Source organism: Paenibacillus sp. GCM10027626, assembly GCF_042676285.1.
Taxonomy (GTDB): domain Bacteria; phylum Bacillota; class Bacilli; order Paenibacillales; family Paenibacillaceae; genus Paenibacillus_Z.
In genome coordinates this window covers 45,689-64,791 of the sequence record NZ_JBHTHC010000033.1, presented here as the reverse complement: position 1 = coordinate 64,791, position 19,103 = coordinate 45,689, and the positions used below count along the sequence as shown (strand labels likewise).

The following is a 19,103-nucleotide window of genomic DNA, read 5'->3' as shown; positions in this document are numbered from 1 at the left end:
CTTTGTCCGGCAAAAAAGCCGAAGACAGAGGGGCGCTTCCCCATGCGCATAAAGGCCGATTCGTCAGCCCGGTAGCCTGAAGAAGGCTGAAGGACGATGTGAAATGTATCGTTCGAGTCTACTCGAACGCCACGTTTAGATGGAAATCTTCCTGAAATTTCAAAAAATCTTCAAAACAGATACGGGGAGCCTTAACATTTGAAATTAATCGACGCTCTCTGTAGAACCGTTATTTCCTCAAATCGCCGCTAACGGATCGTATTACTGGCTTTTTTGCACACAAGAAGGAAGGGCTGACGCCCTCCTTAGTCACTCCGCCGCGGCGCGCCCGTCGATTCTCTGACAATCAATTCCGGGTCGAACTCCATCGTCATATTGCGTCTGGAAGGTTCCTTGATTATCTTCAGCAGCATATCTACCCCTTGCCTGCCGATTTTCTCGAAGGGCTGCCGAATCGTCGTCAAACCTGGATGAAACTCCGAAGCATAGATCTGATCGTCAAAGCCGACGATTGAGATTTCATCGGGAATCCGAATGCCGGCATTTTTCAATGCATCCATCGCCCCCAGCGCCATAAAATCGTCGGCAGCAAAAATTGCCGTAGGCAGCTTGCCCGAAGCGATCCACCGGCTGGCAATGCGATAGCCTGAAGGAATGTCGAACTCCCCCCGCTCGATACTGCAGGCCTTCAAGCCGGCCTCTTCCAGCGCAGCCAAAAAGCCCTTCTCCCTTTCACGGCTGCTAAGGAACGGCTCCGGTCCGCTTATATGGGCAATCTCTGTATGGCCGAGCGCAATCAGATGCTTCGTCGCGTCATACCCGCCTTTAAAATTGTTTATATAGACCGAAGAGACCGATAGACCGCGCTGCTGATTGTCGAGAATGACAAACGGGATCTTCCGCTTCTTCAGCTCCATCACATAAATATCGGCATTCATGGGAGATAGCAGGATGACGCCATCCACACGATCCTCCTGAAACATAGAACGGCGAAACCCGTCCTCATCCCCCTGGGATATCGAGAGCGCCAAAAAATAACCGTGCTCCGCAAGAGTATCGTTGATCTCCTTGACGATCGCATCGAGGACGGAGTCATGCAGCGTTACTAGCGTTAGTCCGATAATGCCAGTTTTACCGCTTGCCAGACTGCGGGCCGAAGCATTCGGATGATAATCCAGCTCCTTCATCGCCTGGAGTACCTTCTCCCTGTTTTTCTCGCGCACTGAGGGAGAGCCGTTAAGCACTCTCGACACTGTCACAACCGACAATCCCGACTTTTTGGCAACATCGAAAATACTAACCTTCATCCACTAACCGCCCCTGTACAGTACATTTTGTATACTAAACGTACCATATTCCCAGGAAGGCTGCCACCGATAATTCAGCCGGCCGGCACTTCTTTCCGCAAAGGAAGCGATTGTGGCGTAAAACGGCTTTTACAAGAAGCCTATAATCAGAACAGCCAGTACAAACAGCGTAATCCCTACATACAAATAGTCCTTCGCACGCAGAAAAACAAGAACAGATATCGCCACTCGCAGCACTGGCGTCAATATCAGCATAAACAGCCCTGTTAAAATAATGGCATAGGGCTTAACATCCAACAGTCCGCGGCCAATTTCCGGCAAGCTCGTCGGAAACATATGCTCGGCATAGCCGCTATCCGCGGAAACTAAAAACAAAATAAGACCGGTCAATATAACAGCCGCACTGGCAAACACGCCCACCTGCAAGCTCCGCCCTACAATCAGCTCAGCTGCCGCTATGGAGTCGTTGTTGCTTTGCTCCGCCGCTTTGCTGCCGCTCATCCGATTACCCCCAGTCCTTGTAAAATCATTTGGATGGCTACGTACGACAGGACAGGAATAAACCATTTGCGGATCGTTTTGCTTTTGAGCCTTTGCATAATTCTCGCTCCCACTGTCGCGCCGACCAACACGCCAAGCGCTACTGGTGCGGCAATGCCGGGATCAATTTCGCCCCTGAAAAAATAAACGCCGGCGCTGGCCGCTCCTGTCACACCCATCATAAAATTGCTCGTTGCACTCGAAACTTTTAGCGGCAGCTTCATAAAAACATCCATCGCCATGACCTTGAAGCTCCCGCTGCCAATACCCAGCAGCCCGGAGATGACACCCGCTCCGCACATGACGCCAAACCCGCCGTACACATTGTCCACATTATATTGCACCGTCTTGCCCAGCGCCTTGTCATAATACTCGCCATGCAGCTTCAGCTTCTCGGCTGTCGGATGGAGCGGCACATTCTGCGGCAGCTCATCCTTCCCTTTCTTCAGCATAGCCAGCGCAGAATACAGCAGCAGCAAGCCAAAAATAACATAAAGGACGGCCGGGGCCATAAGGCCGCCTAAAAAAGCGCCCGCGATCGCCCCCATTGTCGTAGCGATTTCCAGAAACATCCCCACGCGAATATTCGTGATTCGATCTCTAATGTACGCAATAGCCGCGCCGCTCGAGGTCGCGATGACCGAAATAATACTTGCGCCGATCGCATGCTTGATGTCTACCCCAAACAGCAGCGTCAGTGCAGGTGTAACGACAATGCCGCCGCCGAGGCCAAGTATCGAGCCAGTTATTCCCGCAACTACGGAAATTAACAAAATTTCCAAAGCCGTTATTGCCAAAACCTCTCATCCTCCTCATCCGCATTTACACTTGTATACTATACACCATACTTTCGAATAGATAAACAAGTAAAATACATTACATTGTATATGGTATAATAGATATAAATATTTTTCTACGAGAGGATGAAATCCATGCATTTTAAAGACCTCGATGAAACCGATACATTAATATTGCAGCATCTGTCCAATAATGGCCGCCTGAGCAATGCCGAGCTGGGCCGGCTGGTCAATTTGACGCGAGCCGCTGTGCGCGAACGGGTCAATCATCTCATTGACAGCGGCGTCATTGACCGCTTTACTATCGTCGTCAATCCTTTAAAAGCCGGCAAAATGCTGTCGCTGTATTTTAATATCGAGGTTGAATGGATGAAGCTTCAGGCTGTAGTGGAGGAATTGACGGCAGCCGAGGAAATTACGAATGTCTATCAAATGAGCGGCAAACCGCATCTGCATGTCCATGCTCTGCTCGACGATGCCCAACATGTGGAGTACTATATGAAAAAGCTGCAGGCAATCGACGGGATTACCGCTGTCGAAAGCGAGGTTGTGATCGCCCGGCACAAGGAAAGAGGCGGACTGCTGATTTAAAGGATGAAAATAGGTAAAAAACCTCCTTTATCACAGCATAAAGCCCGTAATAAGGGAGGTTTTTGGGTTTATAGCCCAAATGAAATATTTTTTAGCCGGTGATAATAATTGCCCCTGTGAGCTGTAAACTTTAACATACAATAATCCGGGTCATCGGCGCCAAGGGGATAATATACCTCCCATCCGTTTTTCCAAAAGCGGTTTTTCGTTTTGGCATCCGACATAATTTCAATTTGACCGATAAGCAAAAGACCTTCAACGCGCTCAGAATCAAAATGATAGACCGATGCCTTTGGGTTTAATGTGAACTGGGATACCCTGCTTGAAGAAGTATTTGTACTGAACCAGATCGTTTTCAACCCTTCCGCTTCTATCTTGTACATCCCTTTGATATGGGGATAACCGTCCGAATCATTGGAACCAACCATTGAAATAGTGGAACGTTGCAGCAAACTCAGCGAATTCGCGATTGCGCTTTCCAGGTCCATCAGGCCAATTTTACCTCCTCGAGATAAAGCTCTGGATAAAAAGATACAGCCGCGGCGAATTCATCCGGGTTGTTGTCGATCATTTCTCTGAATGCATCCATCGTATCCTTCGACGCAGAGTAAAAGCCCATTCCGTAGCGATAAGATTCAGGAGACAACTCAAAGAAAAATGCCGGTGCGTCCGCCCATTCTTTTTTAGGTCTCTTGAATACAATCCATATGTTGGTTCGAAACGGCGACTTGTCATTGGAAAAGCGGGTATCGCGGTATATTCGGGAGATGGTCTTGCCGATTGAAGGCGATGTTTCAAAGCAGGGATCGATGGCAAGCATCTGATCACTTAATTTCAAAACAAGTGCCTGTGCCGGTTGTAACACATGTTCAATATAAGTTGGCTTATTGTCTTCAAACCAGAGTTTGCTGTTGTTGTCTGCCAGCTCATCCAAAAATTCAATTGTTCGGGGGGAGAAGCGGTGCAGCACGCCTGCGGACATCGTTATTTTCTCCTCATTTGGGATTCATATTTGTCGAGCGTATTTAAGATGCGGACGAGATAGTTTTCGAACTCGTCGATCTCGCTCTGCTGAAATCCCTCGTAAAACAACTCATTCATGTCAAGGGATACCTGCTCATATGCCGCCTTCATTTTTTTATTTTCTTCGGTCAGTTGGATGAGGGTCTTGCGTCTGTCCTCGCTTGGGAATACACGGAGCAGATGACCGGATTGTTCCAGCCTGTCCAGCATTCGGGTAAGGGTCGATTTTCCCAGCGAGGTTTTCCCCGCTAATTCCTGGATCGATACATTGTCATTCTGCCACAGCGCGAAGAGGACTCTTCCCTGCGCAGGATTAATTTCGTTAATGTTGTACGCTTTGAGCTTCCTGGAGAAAATGCGTCCCGACAACTGATGTATTTTTGAGATTAAAAACCCGCCTTGGCGCAGCATCCTGCCTGCATCCTCCTTTTTTTCGGATCGTCATCAAAGAAAAATTAAGATTGAAATCAATAAAAGTTGTATATAGAATAGTTGTATATCGTACTAATGTCAAGAATTGAGGGAAAACAATTGAAAACCACTCTTATTTACAAGCGGACTAAACAGGGAGCTATATACGCAGACGTATACAATCATGGGCAAGGCACGCCTGTGCTCCTCTATTTTCATGGCGGCGGCCTTATCTTCGGAGAGCGGAGCTGGCTGCCCCAGGAGCAGATCGAATATTTTACCACAGCAGGCTATAGCATCATCAGTTTTGATTATCGCCTGGCCCCCGAGACGAAGCTGGAGCAGATTGTGGAAGACTTGCAGGACGCAATGGAATGGGTGAGAGCTACGGCGATTCCCGCCTTTCAGTTCAACTCGGATAAAATAGCGGTCATTGGAAGCTCAGCAGGCGCTTACTTGAGTCTGCTTGCCGGAACGATGGAATTCAGGCCATCAGCTATCGTATCCTTATATGGCTACGGGGATATTTTGGGGGATTGGATCAATTCGCCGAGTGAAGCTTATCTTAACAGGCCGATTGTTGGTGAATCAGAAGCTGAAAAATCAATTGGAGCTACCGAAATTTCCAAAGGGTCTTGGTCGCGTTTCAACTATTATCTATATTGCAGGCAGCAAGGAAACTGGGTAGCCAAAGTTACTGGATTGGATACAGCACGGGATAAAGACCTGTTATTGAAGTTCTGCCCGATAACAAACATAAATGAGCAATTCCCTCCAACCTTGCTGCTTCACGGTGATCAGGACACCGATGTTCCCTTCGAGCAATCTGTCATTTTCCATGATAAACTTAGGCAAACGGGCGTCTACAGCAAAATGCTTACTATTAAAGATGGTGAGCATGTCTTCGACCAAGACTTTGAGGATGCCCAAGTAAAAAACGCCTTCAAAGAGATTTTGCTTTTTTTGCGGGAACAATTAAATAACTAAAAACCAGAAACCTGTTGTTCCTCCCCTTGAAAAAATACGGGCTATTCTCAGAAGCAACACTTCTTGAGGAATAGCCCTATGATTAAATAGTTGCCTTGCTGCTTTGCTTTGCTCCGCCAAACTGATAGCGATACACAATATAAACAAACATAACACTTATACTAATTACGGTTAATATATTGCTGTACATATAGGCGCTCGTACTCGACACAAGCGGATTCAATTGCAGCGTCGTTGACGGCTGATCCAGCATCGTGCCGATAATGCTCATCGCGATTGCGCCAGCAATAAAGTTCAGCATCGAGAACAACCCCATGCCGACTCCTGTCTGCTCCCTCGTTAACGTTCGTGAAATGGTATTGGACATTGAAACTTGCATGAAGGTCTGCCCCACATTACCTAAAATCACGATAATAGCAATCACATACGGCGACATGCCAACGAGGGATGACAACAACGCAAAGCATAGAAATAATAATCCGGATCCAATGGTCACAAGAAACAAATTCCCTTTTTCATCCGCAAGCTTCCCGCCTTTGCGTCCAAGCAGCGCGGATGCAGCCGCGGCAGGGAATAGCACCAATCCGATACTGCCTGGCAGCAAGCCATTAAGTGAAGCCAAAAATTGCGGCGTCATAAAGGTCAAGCTAAAGCTCATTGCTGTAGTCAAAAACGATAGCAGCAATGCCACCGAAAAGCTCCTATTCCGAAAAATAGCCGGTTGAATGAAAGGGTCTGCCGCATTGCGAATCCGCACAATAAATAAGATCAGCAATACTGCGAATACTAGCAGCAGCCAAAGATTTCTTTGCGTTATTGCCAGCAGCAGCAGCGTTATCGTTGCCGCCAGCAAAGCGCCGCCCAAGTAATCCATGCTTCCTTTGGAGCCGCGGGCATTGTCCAAATATTTGCGGAAGAAAGGCAGCGTCAGCAGGGAGAGCAAAGATAATACAAATAACAGTCTCCAGCTGCCGATACCAACTACAAGGCCAGCCACAATCGGTCCAATCGCTCCCCCAATCGCTAACCCGATTGCCGAGGTTCCAAGTGCCTTACCTCTGCTTTCCTGCGGAAAATAACGGATCGGAATGATCATGGCAGTAGCCGGCAGTACAGAAGCTCCGGCGGCTTGCAGCAAGCGGCCTGCTATAACGACCCAATACTCGCCGGCCGTTGCCCCAACGATGGAGCCGACGGCAAACAATAGCAGCCCGATCGTCAGCAAATCCTTTAGCCGATAACGATCAGCCAGCTTGCCAAAGACGACTGAGCCAACCGCATAGAGCATCATATAACCAGTCATGATCCAACTAAGCTCAGATGGCGTCAGCTGAAATTCCGCGCCGATAACCGGCAGCGCTACATTGAACATCGTTCCGTTCATAACAGAAAAGATAAGGGCAAAAATAAGAACCGCAAGCAGTTTATTATTGTTTTTCATCGCTGTTTCATCTGGGGCCATATGCGAATCACTTCCATTCTTAATTCAGGTTCAATATAGCAGATAACTCCGACAAATGCGAAAAAATCAGAATTAACGGTATAATCGCTAGAACAATTGGAGCAATATATTGCTTTGCAGGATCCTTGGCCCGAGCATGAAATACAACCGCTCCTGCCATAACGCAAGTAATGAGCAGCGCTGCTAGCGATAAAATGCCTTTATCCCAGAAGCCCATAATCAAACCGACAACGCCCGCCAGCTGTACCAATCCCGTTACGACTCGAAACCATTGCGGCAAGTTCAAATGCTTGAATGCTTGGACCTGCATCTGCGCCCCTGTTATTTTGCTCATTCCGCTAAACAAAAAAGCCACAATTAAAAAGCATTGCACAATAATAAGAAACACTGACATGACGACTCCTCCTTGTATTCGTTCCTCCGCTTCGTTTGCAACAACAAACGTAAGCTGATAACATTTATTAAGTGACATTACTCATAATGAGGATACTCAATATATCTTTAGCTGTCAACATGATTTTGATTATGCGCCTTACTTCATATCCTTAGGTTCCTTTGTTATAATGGACAGATAGCTTAATAACGTCAGCAGCACAATATGGAGGAATGCATATGACAACTCCGTCTGAACCAACCGGCTCACCGGAAGCCATTGATGTTATTCATCATTTAATCCGCACAACGCACTATCTACAAAGAGAATTTCAAGCACAGCTAGCTGCGCTTGAACTGCCTTTTCAAATATCTGGTCCACGTTTACGCGTATTATCGACCGTATCCGACGCCGGCCGAATTCGTATGAGCGAGCTAGCAGCCAAGCTAGGAATCAAAGCCCGCACCGTTACCGACTTCGTTGATGGCCTGGAAAAAGAAAATTTGCTTGTCCGCTGTCCCGACCCGCAAGATCGCCGGGCTACTTTGGTCGAGCTGACAGATTTGGCTCGTTCGCATCTTGCTGAAATTCTAACTTTTCAAGCAAGCATTGCCGAAAATATGCTGCAAAATATATCTGCAGAGGAGCGCACGCAGCTTTTAAATGCCATCGTAAAATTGGCGGCAGACAAAGATCTGTCCGCCATCTGTTTTGCGGAGGGCAATGACTAACAAAAAAAGATCGCTATCGGCACGCTCCTGCATGAAGGCGTCTATCGGTAAGCGATCTTTAAACTTTTGGCTCTGACGCCGTCTCTCTGGCCGGCAAGAAGGAAGAGTACAACAATTTCGTCTCATCTCATCATTGTTCCAGCACTAGCCAGAAGTTGTTCTCGTCATATCCTTTAACTGTACCGGTAATCCTATAGCCGGGGTATAGATGTTCCAGTTTGGCGGACTTGCGCACTTCGTTAAAGTCAGCTATTGCGTAGACATCCTCCTCAATTTTTACAATGACCCCCTGCGGGTAGAACATGGCAATTGCCCCGGCAACGGAATGATGGAGTGAATAACATTGTTTTGCCCGTTCCCACGCCGGTTTGTACGGTTCTATCGCCCTCGTCCACACCTCGCCAAACGCTTCTGCGGAAATTTCTTCATCGCCTTCAAAAATCTCCACTTCAGTCTCGCTAAGCTGAAAATCCGGCGCGATCGAGACACTGCAATGATCGTCTATAATCGTCACCTGGCGATACGCCACATTATCATCATCGATCTCAAAATAATACCACTCACCGTCTTCCACACCATGCGCCTTAAAATATTTCAACAAAGGCTCCCCCTTTACCCAGAGTTAAAATTATCCTTCCATCCCAAGTATAGTGAAGTGTTTACCGGAAGACAATTCAAGAAGATGAAATCGGCCCTTTATATCTTCAATAACATATGTTATTATTAACATAATAAATCAAGGAGTGAATGTATGCGATGTCCATTCAATATGCGATTCTGAGCTTGCTGAACAACCGATCTTTAACCGGTTATGATATGAAAAAGCTGATGCAAAATTCGGCGATAATGCCATGGTCCGGCAACAATAATCAAATCTACAAAGCGCTGGTTGAGCTGCTCGAAGACGGCTGCGTCACCAACGAGCTTCATCATCAGGAGAGCGCGCCTTCGAAAAAGATTTATACGATTACCCGGGCTGGCAAAGAAAAACTGCGGGAGTGGTCACTCTCACCGGTAGAACCGCCTGAATTTAAAAAGCTTTTTCTGCTGCGGCTCACTGCTGCATCACAGCTATCTAACGAGGAACTGCTCAGGTTAATCACAAGCTACGAAGAAGAAATCCGGATGCAAATTTTATTGCATACGGAGCAAGCCGCCCCAAGCTCGCCCCACACAAGCAGCCGGGAACGGCTCATTCAAGAGAGCATCCAGGACAACATCATCTCATTTTTCACCCATGAATTAAGCTGGGCGCAATCGCTGCGCGATTCGCTAACTAACAATGCCAAGGAGGCAAACGGATCCATGAACTATCAAGTCGTTAATAAAAATGAAAAAATTTATCTTGAAAGTACGCCATCCCACCCGCCGCTTCGTACTGAGGAGGATGCCCGCGAGCTGATCGCGGCTTGCATGGAGCACCAGACCTCCTATTTGCTGCTGCACGCCGGGGTACTTTCAGATGAATTTCTGAATCTGCGTACCGGCCTGGCCGGATTAGTGCTGCAAAAGCTGATCAATTATCGGGTCAAAACGGCTGTCGTGATGGATCAACAGCTTGCACTCTCCAAACGGTTTCAGGAGCTTCTTTCGGAGTCCAATAAAGGGAACGATTTTAGAGTGTTCGCGGATAAAGCCGACGCGGAGAAGTGGCTGCTGGGCGAATAAACGTACTCCCACAATAACGTATATTGTAAATCTATAGTTACAAAAAATTTCTATAAAGAAAATTTTCTGAGGAGTTATTTTTTATTTGTCCCGTTTAAAAAGGGGATTTTTGGGGTGTACAATTCCATAGGAAGTGGTTATAATACAGTTACAGCACTTCATTGTGACTGTTGAAAAATACGTGAATGGCGTCATCATTGCCGGCACTTCACGTACCGCGCCGGGCGGCACTTCTATTATTAGAAGTGGAAAATAATTAAGGCGTTTAATGCTACAATAGCGCTAGCAATAAAGGCGCTCTTGTCTAGGTGCTATCCCGCGAGGAGAATGTCCTTGCCGTTGCCGGACTATTATCATGAATCGACCTTGAGCGTATCAAGGTCGTTTCTCATTTTAGGAGAAAAAATCTTGTCCCTGAGTATAACAGATCTCCTTACCATTAATTACATACCGAGTCCTGAAGAGGTTTCTTTACAAACGATTGCTTTTTTTTATGAAGAGCACTTAATGAATCATCAGTTTCGTTTCCTTATCAAACACAAGGCTCAAGAAATCAGGGTTCGTTTTGAGGACGGCGCATTATGCCATTTGCTTGGCATTCACCATTTCGTATCTGGACAAGCGGGTAAATCTCATCAAGGACATATAAGCTTAATTGACGGAACCATAACATTTGAATCGTTAAAAAAAATGAATTCTGGCCAGTTCGAGAAAGATAAGCAAAGGTTATTAGCCTTCCCACTAGTGTACCAAATCGTCAAAAAACCTTTATTTTTGGAATTGGACCCACGAATCGATGAAGTACGAGCAAATTGGCAAGTATACAATCGCTTCGAAAAAGTCTTTGTTCAACTCAAATTACGAAGGCAGGACCCAAAACGTCCAAAATTTTATGTTCCTGTATCTTTGCTAGTCCGCGAACACCTTCCAGCTAAGAAACGGATCGACGTTAAAGAAGTTGAAGTATTGTCGTTAAATGAGGGATGGTCATAATTTTTTATTTTATATTTGAATGAAAGCCACTTAAATAAGTGGCTTTTTAACATTTGATGTCCTGTGTTTAAAAGTGCAAAGCTCGTTTCAAGATATTAAGGGCACCAACGAGTGCCCTTATCAGTCTACTGCGTCACTTCTTTTTGCCCGCCAGCTCCAGCAGCTTCTTAACGCCTTCCGCCACTTGCTTTGGGGTTCCGCCATGATCCGCTGACGCGCGCAACTGCTTGATTGTCTTTACCGCCTCCGGGCTAACAACTGTGAGTACCCGTACATCGCCCCCCACAAAAGTTTTGATCCGGCTTTCCGCCTGCTCCAAGTTATCGGCCATCGTGTTTCCCGTTCCGTAAGTCCCTGGCTTGCTGCCCGGCTGCCTGCCGTGGCCCGAGAATCCGGCCGTTCCGCTAAGTACCTTTTGCTGCATGGAATCATATTCCGTTGCCGTGAACTCGCGCTTGTCCGTCGCCAGCACGACCATATCGTCGAGGACGAAAACACTCACCCCATCGATTCCGGCATTGCTCAGCCTCGACTCCAGATGCGATGAGAATCCGCCGCTGTTCAGCCCCGAACTGCCAATCATGCTGTAGACTGTCGTTCCCATCCCCGATGTCGTCTTCCCGTGAACATTGGTCGTCCGAATCTTCATCCGGTCGATGCTTGGTATAACTTTGGCGTCGCTTAAATTTTTTGTATGACTGCGGTACGGGTCATGGCTTTGGCTTTGGCGGACAGTCTGAACCTTCGCCTTCTTTTGTGATTGACCGCTATTTGCCGCACAGCCGGTTAACGCCAGCGAGCCGATCACAATCACTGATAATAATAAGGTTGTCCTCATAACGATTCCTCCATCATCGCAAGATATAGAATTGAACGAGAAGTCATGAACAACCTCCGCGGCGGCGAGACTCCACTTATTCGTTCAATCGGTATATCGAAATTAAATTTGCTATTATCTTCTCCCTCGCCGCATAAATGTATAAACGTTTATTATTGGAAAAATAATAACAGCGAATGATCTACAGGAGGTGAATGTTTTGGATCAAAACGGCGAGCATAAGAAACCCGGAAATGATAATGTTCAGGAGCCTTCCCGCAGAAAATTCCTCGTCAATACCGGGTTCGCGATCGGCGGTGTCGTCGTCGGCGGCGCACTTGGCGCCCTCCTTGGCAAGAAGTCGAAGGGACCGGCTGCCCCTGCACCTGCCCCGGAAACAGGGAAACCTGCCGGGCCGGCCAACTATAACCGCGCTTTGATGTTTCTCACCCCGGAACAGTTTGCGATTGTGGAAGCCGCGACAGAGCGGATCTTCCCTAAGGATGACAATGGGCCCGGAGCGAAGGAACTGGGGGTCGCTTTCTTTATCGATCACCAATTGGCCGGCGACTGGGGCTTTAACGCCAGAGAATATATGTCTCCCCCTTATTTCAAGGGCGAGAAGGTACAAGGCTACCAAGGCCATCTGAAGCGGCGCGAAATGTATGATATCGCCCTCCAGGAAATGGAGAATTACAGCCACTCCCAGTACCAAAAGGGCTTCGCCCAGCTTTCCGGCGAGCAGCAGGACGAAATATTAAAGGCGTTTGAAGACAATACCGTCCAGCTTGGAACGATATCCCCGAGCGGATTTTTCAGAGTATTGCGCAGCAGTACGTTGGAGGGGGTATACAGCGACCCGCTGTACGGCGGCAATGCCAATATGGAAGGATGGCGCATGCGCAATTACCCGGGCAATCAAATGAGCTATACGTCGATCATCGACAAAGATTTTCAAATCATCGCTCCAAGCAGCCTGCAAGATCATATGGCAGCTCATTAGCGAAACGAGGGATCCCACATATGGCTACGAAGCTACCGAAAACTGATGTTGTCATCGTAGGCGTCGGCTGGGCCGGCGGCATTATTGCCTCCGAGCTGACCAAGAATGGCTTAAAAGTCGTTGGCTTGGAGAAAGGCAAATCGCGGAAGACGGAAGATTATTATATGGTCCATGATGAGCTGCGTTATGGGGTACGTTACGACTTGATGCAGGATTTATCCAAGGAAACGGTCACCTTCCGCAGCAATGATAAAATGCGTGCGCTGCCCATGCGGCAATACGGTTCATTCCTGATCGGCGACGGTTTGGGAGGCTCCGGCGTACATTGGAACGGACAGACTTACCGCTTTCTGCCGTACGACTTCGAAATTCGCAGCAAAACGATCGAACGCTACGGCAAAAATAAAATCCCGGCCGATATGACCATTCAGGACTGGGGAATTACATACGATCTGTTGGAGCCTTATTACGACAAATTTGAGAAACTGGCGGGTATATCTGGCGAGGAAAATCCCCTTGGCGGCAAACGATCCGCTCCTTATCCAACGCCTCCGATGATAAAATCGCCTGCCTTGGTCAAATTCACCGACGCCGCGAAAAAGATGAAGCTTCATCCGTATATGATGCCTTCCGCCAACCTGTCCGAGACCTATACGAATCCGGATGGCATTTCCCGCGCTGCCTGCCAATATTGCGGTTACTGCGAGCGCTTTGGCTGCGAATACGGCGCAAAGGCCGATCCGGTCGTAACGGTGATCCCGGTCGCCAAAAAAACCGGCAATTTCGAAATTCGGACCCATTCGCAGGTGCGGCGTATCCTGCATAGCGGGAATAAGGTGACAGGGGTCATGTACACGGACGTCACAACCGGCAAAGAATATGAGCAGCCCGCCGATATCGTTGTGCTGACGGGATATGTATTCAATAATGTCCGATTGCTCCTCATGTCCGGCATCGGCAAGCCTTACGACCCGAGCACGGGCACGGGCGTCATCGGCAAAAATTATGCCTATCAGGTGATCAAAGGCACTGCGGTCGGCTTTTTTGAGAACGAACAGTTCAACAATTTCGCTGGAGCCGGCTCATTAGGCGTTAGCCTGGATGATTACAACGGCGATAATTTCGACCACACGGATCTGAAGTTCATCCATGGCGGCTCGATCTCAATCAGCCAGACCGGCCAGCGCCCGATCTTGAATAATCCGGTTCCCGCCGGGACTCCTGCATGGGGGCCTGAGTTTAAGAGCAAATCGCTCAAATACGCGAATCGTACGCTCTCCGTCGGCGGTCAGGGATCGTCTATGTCGTTCAAGCATCATTTTCTCGACCTGGATCCGACCTACAAGGATGCGTTCGGCGATCCGCTCATACGCCTGACTTTCGACTTTGAAGAGCAGGATCGCGAGCTTGCCAAGTTCTTGGCCGGCAAGTGCGGTGAAATTCTGAAGGGGATGGGCGCGAACCATGTCGATTCCTTAAAAGAACTCGGACCCTATGACATCGTCACCTATCAGTCGACGCACAATACGGGAGGCGCCATCATGGGTACATCCCCCGACACATCGGCGGTAAACTCCTATTCCCAGATGTGGGATGCCGAAAATTTGTTCGTCGTCGGTGCGAGCTCCTTTCCGCAGAATGCAGGGTATAACCCGACAGGTACGGTAGGCGCGCTTGCTTATAGAGCCGCAGAAGGCATCGTGAAATACCGTGCCAAAGGCGGACTCGTGGAGTAACCGGCGTAAGAAGGCATCGCACTGGCGGTGCCTTTTAAATTGAAAAAGGCAGTCCGGCTTGGTTACGATTGCTCCCTTGCCGGACTGCCTTTTTGCACGCACGATTGTTAGACCAGTTTCTTCGGTTCATCTTCTTTCCGCGCTTCGATCACTTCTTCCTCGACAATTCCTTTCGTCGAATTGCGGAATTCCCGCAGCGTATCGCCGAATGCCCTCCCTAGCTGGGGCAGCTTGGCCGGACCGAACACGATCAGCGCAATCAGCAAAATGATGACTAGCCCCGAGATTCCGATATTGTTCAACATATCATATATTCTCCTTTCGTTAGCCGCCCGACGGCAAAGGAGCGGCAATTTTGCGGTTGTAATACCTCACAGATATGAGGACGCTCAATTCGAACAACAAGATTAGCGGAATAGTTACGGACAGATGCGAGACAAAGTCCGGCGGCGAGATGCAGGAGCCGACAATCGCCAGTCCGACATAAGCATACTTTCTCGTTTGGCGAAGTCTGCTTGGCGTAAGCAGCCCGAGACGTGTCAGAAACAAGATGACGAGCGGCATCTCGAAGGCAATGCCCAGCGGAAAGACGACATTGAACAAAAAGCCGAAGTACCTGTCGATGCCGTAAGTTTCAGTTGCACCGATGCTTTGATTCATCCGCATCATGAAGCGCAGCATCATCGGGAAAACGAGGAAGTAGCTAAATGAGATTCCGCTTAAAAACAGCAGGAACGAGGCCGGAACATACGCAAGCGTTCCCTTCGCCTCCCTTTCCGTCAAACCGGGGCGGATGAATGCCCACGTATGGAACAGCAGCACGGGAAGTGTGAACAGCACCGCCAAGACGAAAGCGCAGCGGAGATAAACGAACAGTCCGTCGGTAAAGGAGAAGACGTTCCATTCGATCGGTACGGCAGCAGGCTGCGCTTTGATATAGATCAGAATTTGCGGCGAGACGTACAGCCCGCCTCCAAGTGTCAACCCAAACCAGCATAAGACGATAATTAACCGCTTGCGGAGCTCCGTCAAATGCCGGATCAGCTCTTCATTATTTTCCATGTCAGGCAAGCCTCCCCTAGAGGAATAACATGCAGTTATCCCAACATTTTCATGAAGGGTATGCTTATTTTTCTCCAATCGGCCTCCTATTATGCACGTGCAGCCAATGATCCTTCAGATATTCTTTAGATTTTCCCCGACGAAGTCTTCATATTTTTTTCTTATGCTGAGAGCAAAGACCAATTTTGAGTAGATAATCAGGAGGTTGCAGATGAATAAGGCCACCGTATTGGTTGTGGATGACGACCCCGAAATTAGGGACTTTATACAGATCTTCTTGTGTAATGAAGGATATGATGTGCTAGAAGCGGAAAATGGTTTACAGGCATTGGAGATTGTCAAAACATCACCCGTTCAATTGATCATTCTGGATGTGATGATGCCCCATATGGATGGGATCAGGGCATGCCAGAAAATCAGAGAAACCTCAAAGATCCCCATTATCATGCTGTCCGCCAAAGAAGAAGACATTGATAAAATAACCGGGTTAACGACCGGGGCGGATGATTATGTTACCAAGCCTTTCAGCCTCCTGGAATTGGTGGCCCGGGTCAAGGCGCAACTGCGTCGGCAGAGCTATTCCGTCAAGGACCAAGAGGAAGACGTCATTTTAATCGGGGACTTAAGTATGGACAAAGCCAGGCACAAGGTAACTGTAAAGGGTAAGGAAATATCTCTGACACCTCTTGAATTTGCCATACTCGAACTGATGGCAAGTCATCGCGGATATGTGTTCAGCGTGGATAAAATTTACGAACGGGTTTGGAAAGAAACTTCCAGCATCTCGGATAATACGGTTGTTGTTCATATCCGAAACCTCCGGGAGAAAATTGAGGAAAACCCCCGGGAACCCCGGTACGTCAAGACGGTCTGGGGAGTGGGATACAAAATTGAATAACAAACTCTTTTCCCTGATTTCCGGTAAAAGCAGCATTCGTGTGCGCATGTTTTGGTCGTTTATTCTCAGCTTAATCATTGCGATGAACGTATCATCCGTTGTCAACGAATCTTTGTTAAACCATCTTCTTGCCGCTAGCCGCTTTCCTTTTTTATCAATCATTCTATATGCCGTTTTATCTAGCGTTTCGTTTATCGTCCTGTTTATTTTGAGCTTTTCCCTCATGACCCGTCGCATCGTACAATATTTGCTTCGCCTGGCGGAAGGACTTGATATTATCGCCAGAGGAAATCTGCATTATCGCGTCCCGCTCTCAAGGAAAGACGAGCTAGGCAGAGTTGCAGAAAATATTAACGCTATGGCCGAAAAACTGGAACGTCAAATCGAAAAGGAACGCCAAATCGAAAAGTCCAAAATGGACTTGATTACAGGCGTATCCCACGATCTGCGAACACCCCTTACCAGCATCATTGGATATCTGGAGCTGTTGCAAAACAAAGTCTATCACAATGAGCAGGACCAGGAACGTTTTGTTAACAACATCTACAATAAAGCCATGCAGTTGAAGAACCTCATTGATGATTTATTTGAGTACACACGTCTCACAACCAATGACGCCAAACTTGAAACGGGTCAGTTCGATATACGGGAATTGCTCACACAAATTCTGGCCGAATTTCAACCCTTCGCTAAAGAATTTGAGATCACTGTGGAGACGTTTTTGGCGTTTAAGGCAATGCCGATCCCAATGGATCCAGGAAAAATAAGGAGAGCTATCGATAACCTTTTGATGAATGCTTTGAAGTTCTCTGTGAAGCCGGGAATTGTTCGCGTGTCATTGGACGCACGTTCTTCTTTTGTTGTCATCAAGATCGAGAATGAAGGAACTCCGATATCGAAGGAACAAGAGAAACTATTATTTGAGCGGTTTTATAAAGCCGATCACTCGCGAGCGGCCCAAGCCATCCAAATCGGTTCAGGATTGGGGTTATCCATTGCCAAAAATATCGTCGAACGGCACGGCGGCACATTAAGCCTGATTCATTCATCGGGACATTATACTTTTATCATTGAACTTCCCTTGACCGCCGCCGCCCATGACGATGAAAATTAGTCGTTCACCTTATAATTCACTTCCGGGTATTTGGCTGCCAATGCTTGCAGTGCGGAATCGTCCTTTCCTTTTAAATACCGATCGAAAAAGGCAACACTGAATTCGTTCACGATGCGGTGATCCCGCCGCGGGTCTGCGCCGCCCAAGCCCAGCAGCGGAGAGAATAATGCAAGATCGGAGTAGCTTGCATGCTTTGAACCCGGAATAAGGATCGATAACCCCCCGCCTGCCAAAGCATTGCGCGATTTTTGTATATATTCTTTTCTCGGGGCTTCAAACTCTTCGCGGCTTACCCCACCTAACTGCTTAGCGACATCGTCGTATGAGGCCATCACCAAATTGTGGATCTCCTCGGAATACATCTGAAAGAACGGTTTTCCCAATCCTTTGTCGGAAACCGGCGGACCATAAATCCCGCCGTCCATGCACAGGGCAGCCTTCACGCGCGAATCGTTCTTCGTCATTTGCAATGTAACGGCTCCCCCGAACGAATGTCCAAGCATGCCGATTCGATCGATATCGATTTTGCCGGTAAAACGGCCTGCAGGATCGTTCCGATTAAGCTTCTCCACTTGATTGAGCACAAAGGTAGCATCCGCGGTCCAAAGCGGGATATGCTGTTCGTACTGGGCATTGGAAGTCAATTTGCTGTCCGTTCTGCTCGGGGCTACTCTTCCGTCGGGAAACACGGAAGCGGCAGCTTCATAAGCATAATCGATGCCTACCACGATATAGCCGTGGCTTGCCAGTTCTTCCACCTGGAACATATTTTGATTGCGATACCCGTTCATTCCGTGAGAAAAAATCAATACCGGATAACGGCTTTCCGCATCCGAAAGCTTGGCTTCCAACAAAGCATGCGTTTTGATCAGTCCCAGATGGCTAAACGTGAAACCCGGAAGGTCGAGTGTTTTGGACGATATTCCTCCAGTCACTTTCGACGCGTTTAAAAGATAAGGACTCCTCTTTTCCCCTCTTCCTTCGGCGGCCGGATACCAAACTTGCACCATCAACTCGCGTCGGTCTTCAGGGTTGCTCGAATACGTTTCCCGCCGCTGTTCATCTATCCAGTGATAAACCGTCGTTCCGACCGCATATGGCCCCGTCGGTTTCTCAAACGAGAATACCGGCAATATCGCAGGCGGCGCAACCGAAACCAACAAATATACGGTCAATAGCACCGCTTGAACCGTAACCGCAATCCGGCTTCTGCTGCCCTCCTTCCGCTTGCCAATGAAGAAATAAGCCGTCAATAAGAGTGGTGTCAAGTAGGCCGGAACCATCTCCCACCGTCCACCTTCCACGACAATCTGCACAATTACCAAACTGTAGGCGATCCCTAAAGGAATGAACAATCCCCGGCCGCCTTTCTTGTTCGCGATTACCGCCCAGTACAACAGGCCAAAATTAACCACGATCAAGCCTATCTCCAAAAACCTCATGCCTATCTTCCTCCCACTGCAATAAATATGAACTAGTTCTAACTTACAAAAAAGTTATAAAGATGAAATGGAGGATTTAATAAATTTCTTATGAAGAGGGGTTATCATCATCAAATAGCAGCGCACAGTTCCGTTACAATCTCAGATC

22 protein-coding genes are annotated in these 19,103 nt (G+C 48.0%); 9 read left to right on the top strand and 13 right to left on the bottom strand.

Translation table 11 applies throughout. From position 1 onward, the window contains the following. Positions 1 to 305 precede the first annotated feature (305 nt). From ACFQ0N_RS35470 to ACFQ0N_RS35460, 3 genes are all read right to left on the bottom strand, one after another. Positions 306 to 1,307: a LacI family DNA-binding transcriptional regulator gene (locus ACFQ0N_RS35470; protein WP_379334849.1), complete on the bottom strand. Its 1,002-nt coding sequence runs from the start codon at positions 1,305 to 1,307 to the stop codon at positions 306 to 308. A gap of 129 nt (positions 1,308 to 1,436) precedes the next feature. Continuing rightward, positions 1,437 to 1,808: a DUF1634 domain-containing protein gene (locus ACFQ0N_RS35465; RefSeq protein WP_379334848.1), complete on the bottom strand. Its 372-nt coding sequence runs from the start codon at positions 1,806 to 1,808 to the stop codon at positions 1,437 to 1,439. Further along, entirely contained in the window at positions 1,805 to 2,644 is an 840-nt protein-coding gene (locus ACFQ0N_RS35460) for a sulfite exporter TauE/SafE family protein (protein WP_379334847.1), read from the bottom strand. The genes ACFQ0N_RS35465 and ACFQ0N_RS35460 overlap by 4 nt, the downstream gene beginning before the upstream one ends. A 135-nt stretch (positions 2,645 to 2,779) precedes the next feature. Between ACFQ0N_RS35460 and ACFQ0N_RS35455 the strand changes: the two genes are divergently transcribed. After that, positions 2,780 to 3,235: an Lrp/AsnC family transcriptional regulator gene (locus ACFQ0N_RS35455; RefSeq protein WP_379334846.1), complete on the top strand. Its 456-nt coding sequence runs from the start codon at positions 2,780 to 2,782 to the stop codon at positions 3,233 to 3,235. 68 nt (positions 3,236 to 3,303) lie between these two features. On the opposite strand, the gene ACFQ0N_RS35450 is transcribed toward ACFQ0N_RS35455, so the two are convergent. Genes ACFQ0N_RS35450 through ACFQ0N_RS35440 form a run of 3 tightly spaced genes read right to left on the bottom strand, consistent with a single transcriptional unit; the run spans position 3,304 to position 4,669 of the window. Next, a complete protein-coding gene (locus ACFQ0N_RS35450; protein ID WP_379334845.1) occupies positions 3,304 to 3,723 on the bottom strand; it encodes a pyridoxamine 5'-phosphate oxidase family protein in 420 nt (139 codons plus the stop codon). Continuing rightward, positions 3,723 to 4,217: a DUF2461 domain-containing protein gene (locus ACFQ0N_RS35445; RefSeq protein WP_379334844.1), complete on the bottom strand. Its 495-nt coding sequence runs from the start codon at positions 4,215 to 4,217 to the stop codon at positions 3,723 to 3,725. The genes ACFQ0N_RS35450 and ACFQ0N_RS35445 overlap by 1 nt, the downstream gene beginning before the upstream one ends. Before the next feature lie 2 nt (positions 4,218 to 4,219). Further along, positions 4,220 to 4,669 carry a MarR family winged helix-turn-helix transcriptional regulator gene (locus ACFQ0N_RS35440; protein ID WP_379334843.1) on the bottom strand — a complete coding sequence of 150 codons (450 nt, stop codon included), beginning with the start codon at positions 4,667 to 4,669 and terminating at the stop codon, positions 4,220 to 4,222. 120 nt (positions 4,670 to 4,789) lie between these two features. Between ACFQ0N_RS35440 and ACFQ0N_RS35435 the strand changes: the two genes are divergently transcribed. After that, positions 4,790 to 5,656, top strand: coding sequence for an alpha/beta hydrolase (locus ACFQ0N_RS35435; RefSeq protein ID WP_379334842.1), 867 nt, complete (start codon positions 4,790 to 4,792; stop codon positions 5,654 to 5,656). A gap of 82 nt (positions 5,657 to 5,738) precedes the next feature. Here ACFQ0N_RS35435 and ACFQ0N_RS35430 read toward each other — a convergent pair whose 3' ends face one another. Together ACFQ0N_RS35430 and ACFQ0N_RS35425 are read right to left on the bottom strand one after the other, a co-directional pair. Continuing rightward, positions 5,739 to 7,097 (bottom strand): MFS transporter, encoded by a 1,359-nt coding sequence (locus ACFQ0N_RS35430; RefSeq protein ID WP_379334841.1) that lies wholly within the window; start codon positions 7,095 to 7,097, stop codon positions 5,739 to 5,741. Positions 7,098 to 7,137: 40 nt separating this feature from the next. Further along, a complete protein-coding gene (locus tag ACFQ0N_RS35425; protein WP_379334840.1) occupies positions 7,138 to 7,512 on the bottom strand; it encodes a DoxX family protein in 375 nt (124 codons plus the stop codon). Positions 7,513 to 7,730: 218 nt separating this feature from the next. Between ACFQ0N_RS35425 and ACFQ0N_RS35420 the strand changes: the two genes are divergently transcribed. Continuing rightward, entirely contained in the window at positions 7,731 to 8,222 is a 492-nt protein-coding gene (locus ACFQ0N_RS35420) for a MarR family winged helix-turn-helix transcriptional regulator (protein WP_379334839.1), read from the top strand. Positions 8,223 to 8,352: 130 nt separating this feature from the next. On the opposite strand, the gene ACFQ0N_RS35415 is transcribed toward ACFQ0N_RS35420, so the two are convergent. Next, positions 8,353 to 8,820 carry a hypothetical protein gene (locus tag ACFQ0N_RS35415; RefSeq protein ID WP_379334838.1) on the bottom strand — a complete coding sequence of 156 codons (468 nt, stop codon included), beginning with the start codon at positions 8,818 to 8,820 and terminating at the stop codon, positions 8,353 to 8,355. A gap of 158 nt (positions 8,821 to 8,978) precedes the next feature. Here ACFQ0N_RS35415 and ACFQ0N_RS35410 point away from each other — a divergent pair, with 158 nt between their 5' ends. Further along, on the top strand, positions 8,979 to 9,890 hold the full coding sequence (locus ACFQ0N_RS35410; protein WP_379334837.1) for a PadR family transcriptional regulator: 912 nt from the start codon (positions 8,979 to 8,981) through the stop codon (positions 9,888 to 9,890). A gap of 333 nt (positions 9,891 to 10,223) precedes the next feature. Further along, positions 10,224 to 10,883, top strand: a complete 660-nt coding sequence (locus ACFQ0N_RS35405; RefSeq protein ID WP_379334836.1) for a PBECR4 domain-containing protein — start codon at positions 10,224 to 10,226, stop codon at positions 10,881 to 10,883. A 133-nt stretch (positions 10,884 to 11,016) separates the two neighbouring features. Here ACFQ0N_RS35405 and ACFQ0N_RS35400 read toward each other — a convergent pair whose 3' ends face one another. Then, complete coding sequence (locus tag ACFQ0N_RS35400; RefSeq protein WP_379334835.1) at positions 11,017 to 11,721, bottom strand: hypothetical protein; 705 nt, start codon at positions 11,719 to 11,721, stop codon at positions 11,017 to 11,019. 199 nt (positions 11,722 to 11,920) lie between these two features. Between ACFQ0N_RS35400 and ACFQ0N_RS35395 the strand changes: the two genes are divergently transcribed. Then, a complete protein-coding gene (locus ACFQ0N_RS35395; RefSeq protein ID WP_379334834.1) occupies positions 11,921 to 12,703 on the top strand; it encodes a gluconate 2-dehydrogenase subunit 3 family protein in 783 nt (260 codons plus the stop codon). A gap of 20 nt (positions 12,704 to 12,723) precedes the next feature. Then, on the top strand, positions 12,724 to 14,439 hold the full coding sequence (locus tag ACFQ0N_RS35390) for a GMC family oxidoreductase (RefSeq protein WP_379334833.1): 1,716 nt from the start codon (positions 12,724 to 12,726) through the stop codon (positions 14,437 to 14,439). Between the two features lie 107 nt (positions 14,440 to 14,546). On the opposite strand, the gene tatA is transcribed toward ACFQ0N_RS35390, so the two are convergent. Together tatA and tatC are read right to left on the bottom strand one after the other, a co-directional pair. Then, complete coding sequence (gene tatA, locus ACFQ0N_RS35385) at positions 14,547 to 14,744, bottom strand: twin-arginine translocase TatA/TatE family subunit (protein WP_379334832.1); 198 nt, start codon at positions 14,742 to 14,744, stop codon at positions 14,547 to 14,549. A 19-nt stretch (positions 14,745 to 14,763) separates the two neighbouring features. Beyond that, complete coding sequence (tatC, locus tag ACFQ0N_RS35380; RefSeq protein WP_379334831.1) at positions 14,764 to 15,501, bottom strand: twin-arginine translocase subunit TatC; 738 nt, start codon at positions 15,499 to 15,501, stop codon at positions 14,764 to 14,766. Positions 15,502 to 15,712: 211 nt separating this feature from the next. Between tatC and ACFQ0N_RS35375 the strand changes: the two genes are divergently transcribed. Both ACFQ0N_RS35375 and ACFQ0N_RS35370 read left to right on the top strand, forming a co-directional pair. Continuing rightward, positions 15,713 to 16,399 (top strand): response regulator, encoded by a 687-nt coding sequence (locus ACFQ0N_RS35375; RefSeq protein WP_379334830.1) that lies wholly within the window; start codon positions 15,713 to 15,715, stop codon positions 16,397 to 16,399. Next, positions 16,392 to 17,513, top strand: a complete 1,122-nt coding sequence (locus ACFQ0N_RS35370) for a sensor histidine kinase (RefSeq protein WP_379334829.1) — start codon at positions 16,392 to 16,394, stop codon at positions 17,511 to 17,513. Before ACFQ0N_RS35375 ends, ACFQ0N_RS35370 begins: the two co-directional genes overlap by 8 nt. Here the strand turns inward: ACFQ0N_RS35370 and ACFQ0N_RS35365 are convergent. Continuing rightward, positions 17,510 to 18,955 carry an alpha/beta hydrolase family protein gene (locus ACFQ0N_RS35365; protein WP_379334828.1) on the bottom strand — a complete coding sequence of 482 codons (1,446 nt, stop codon included), beginning with the start codon at positions 18,953 to 18,955 and terminating at the stop codon, positions 17,510 to 17,512. The two genes, ACFQ0N_RS35370 and ACFQ0N_RS35365, sit on opposite strands and share 4 nt — an antisense overlap. Positions 18,956 to 19,103: the final 148 nt, after the last annotated feature.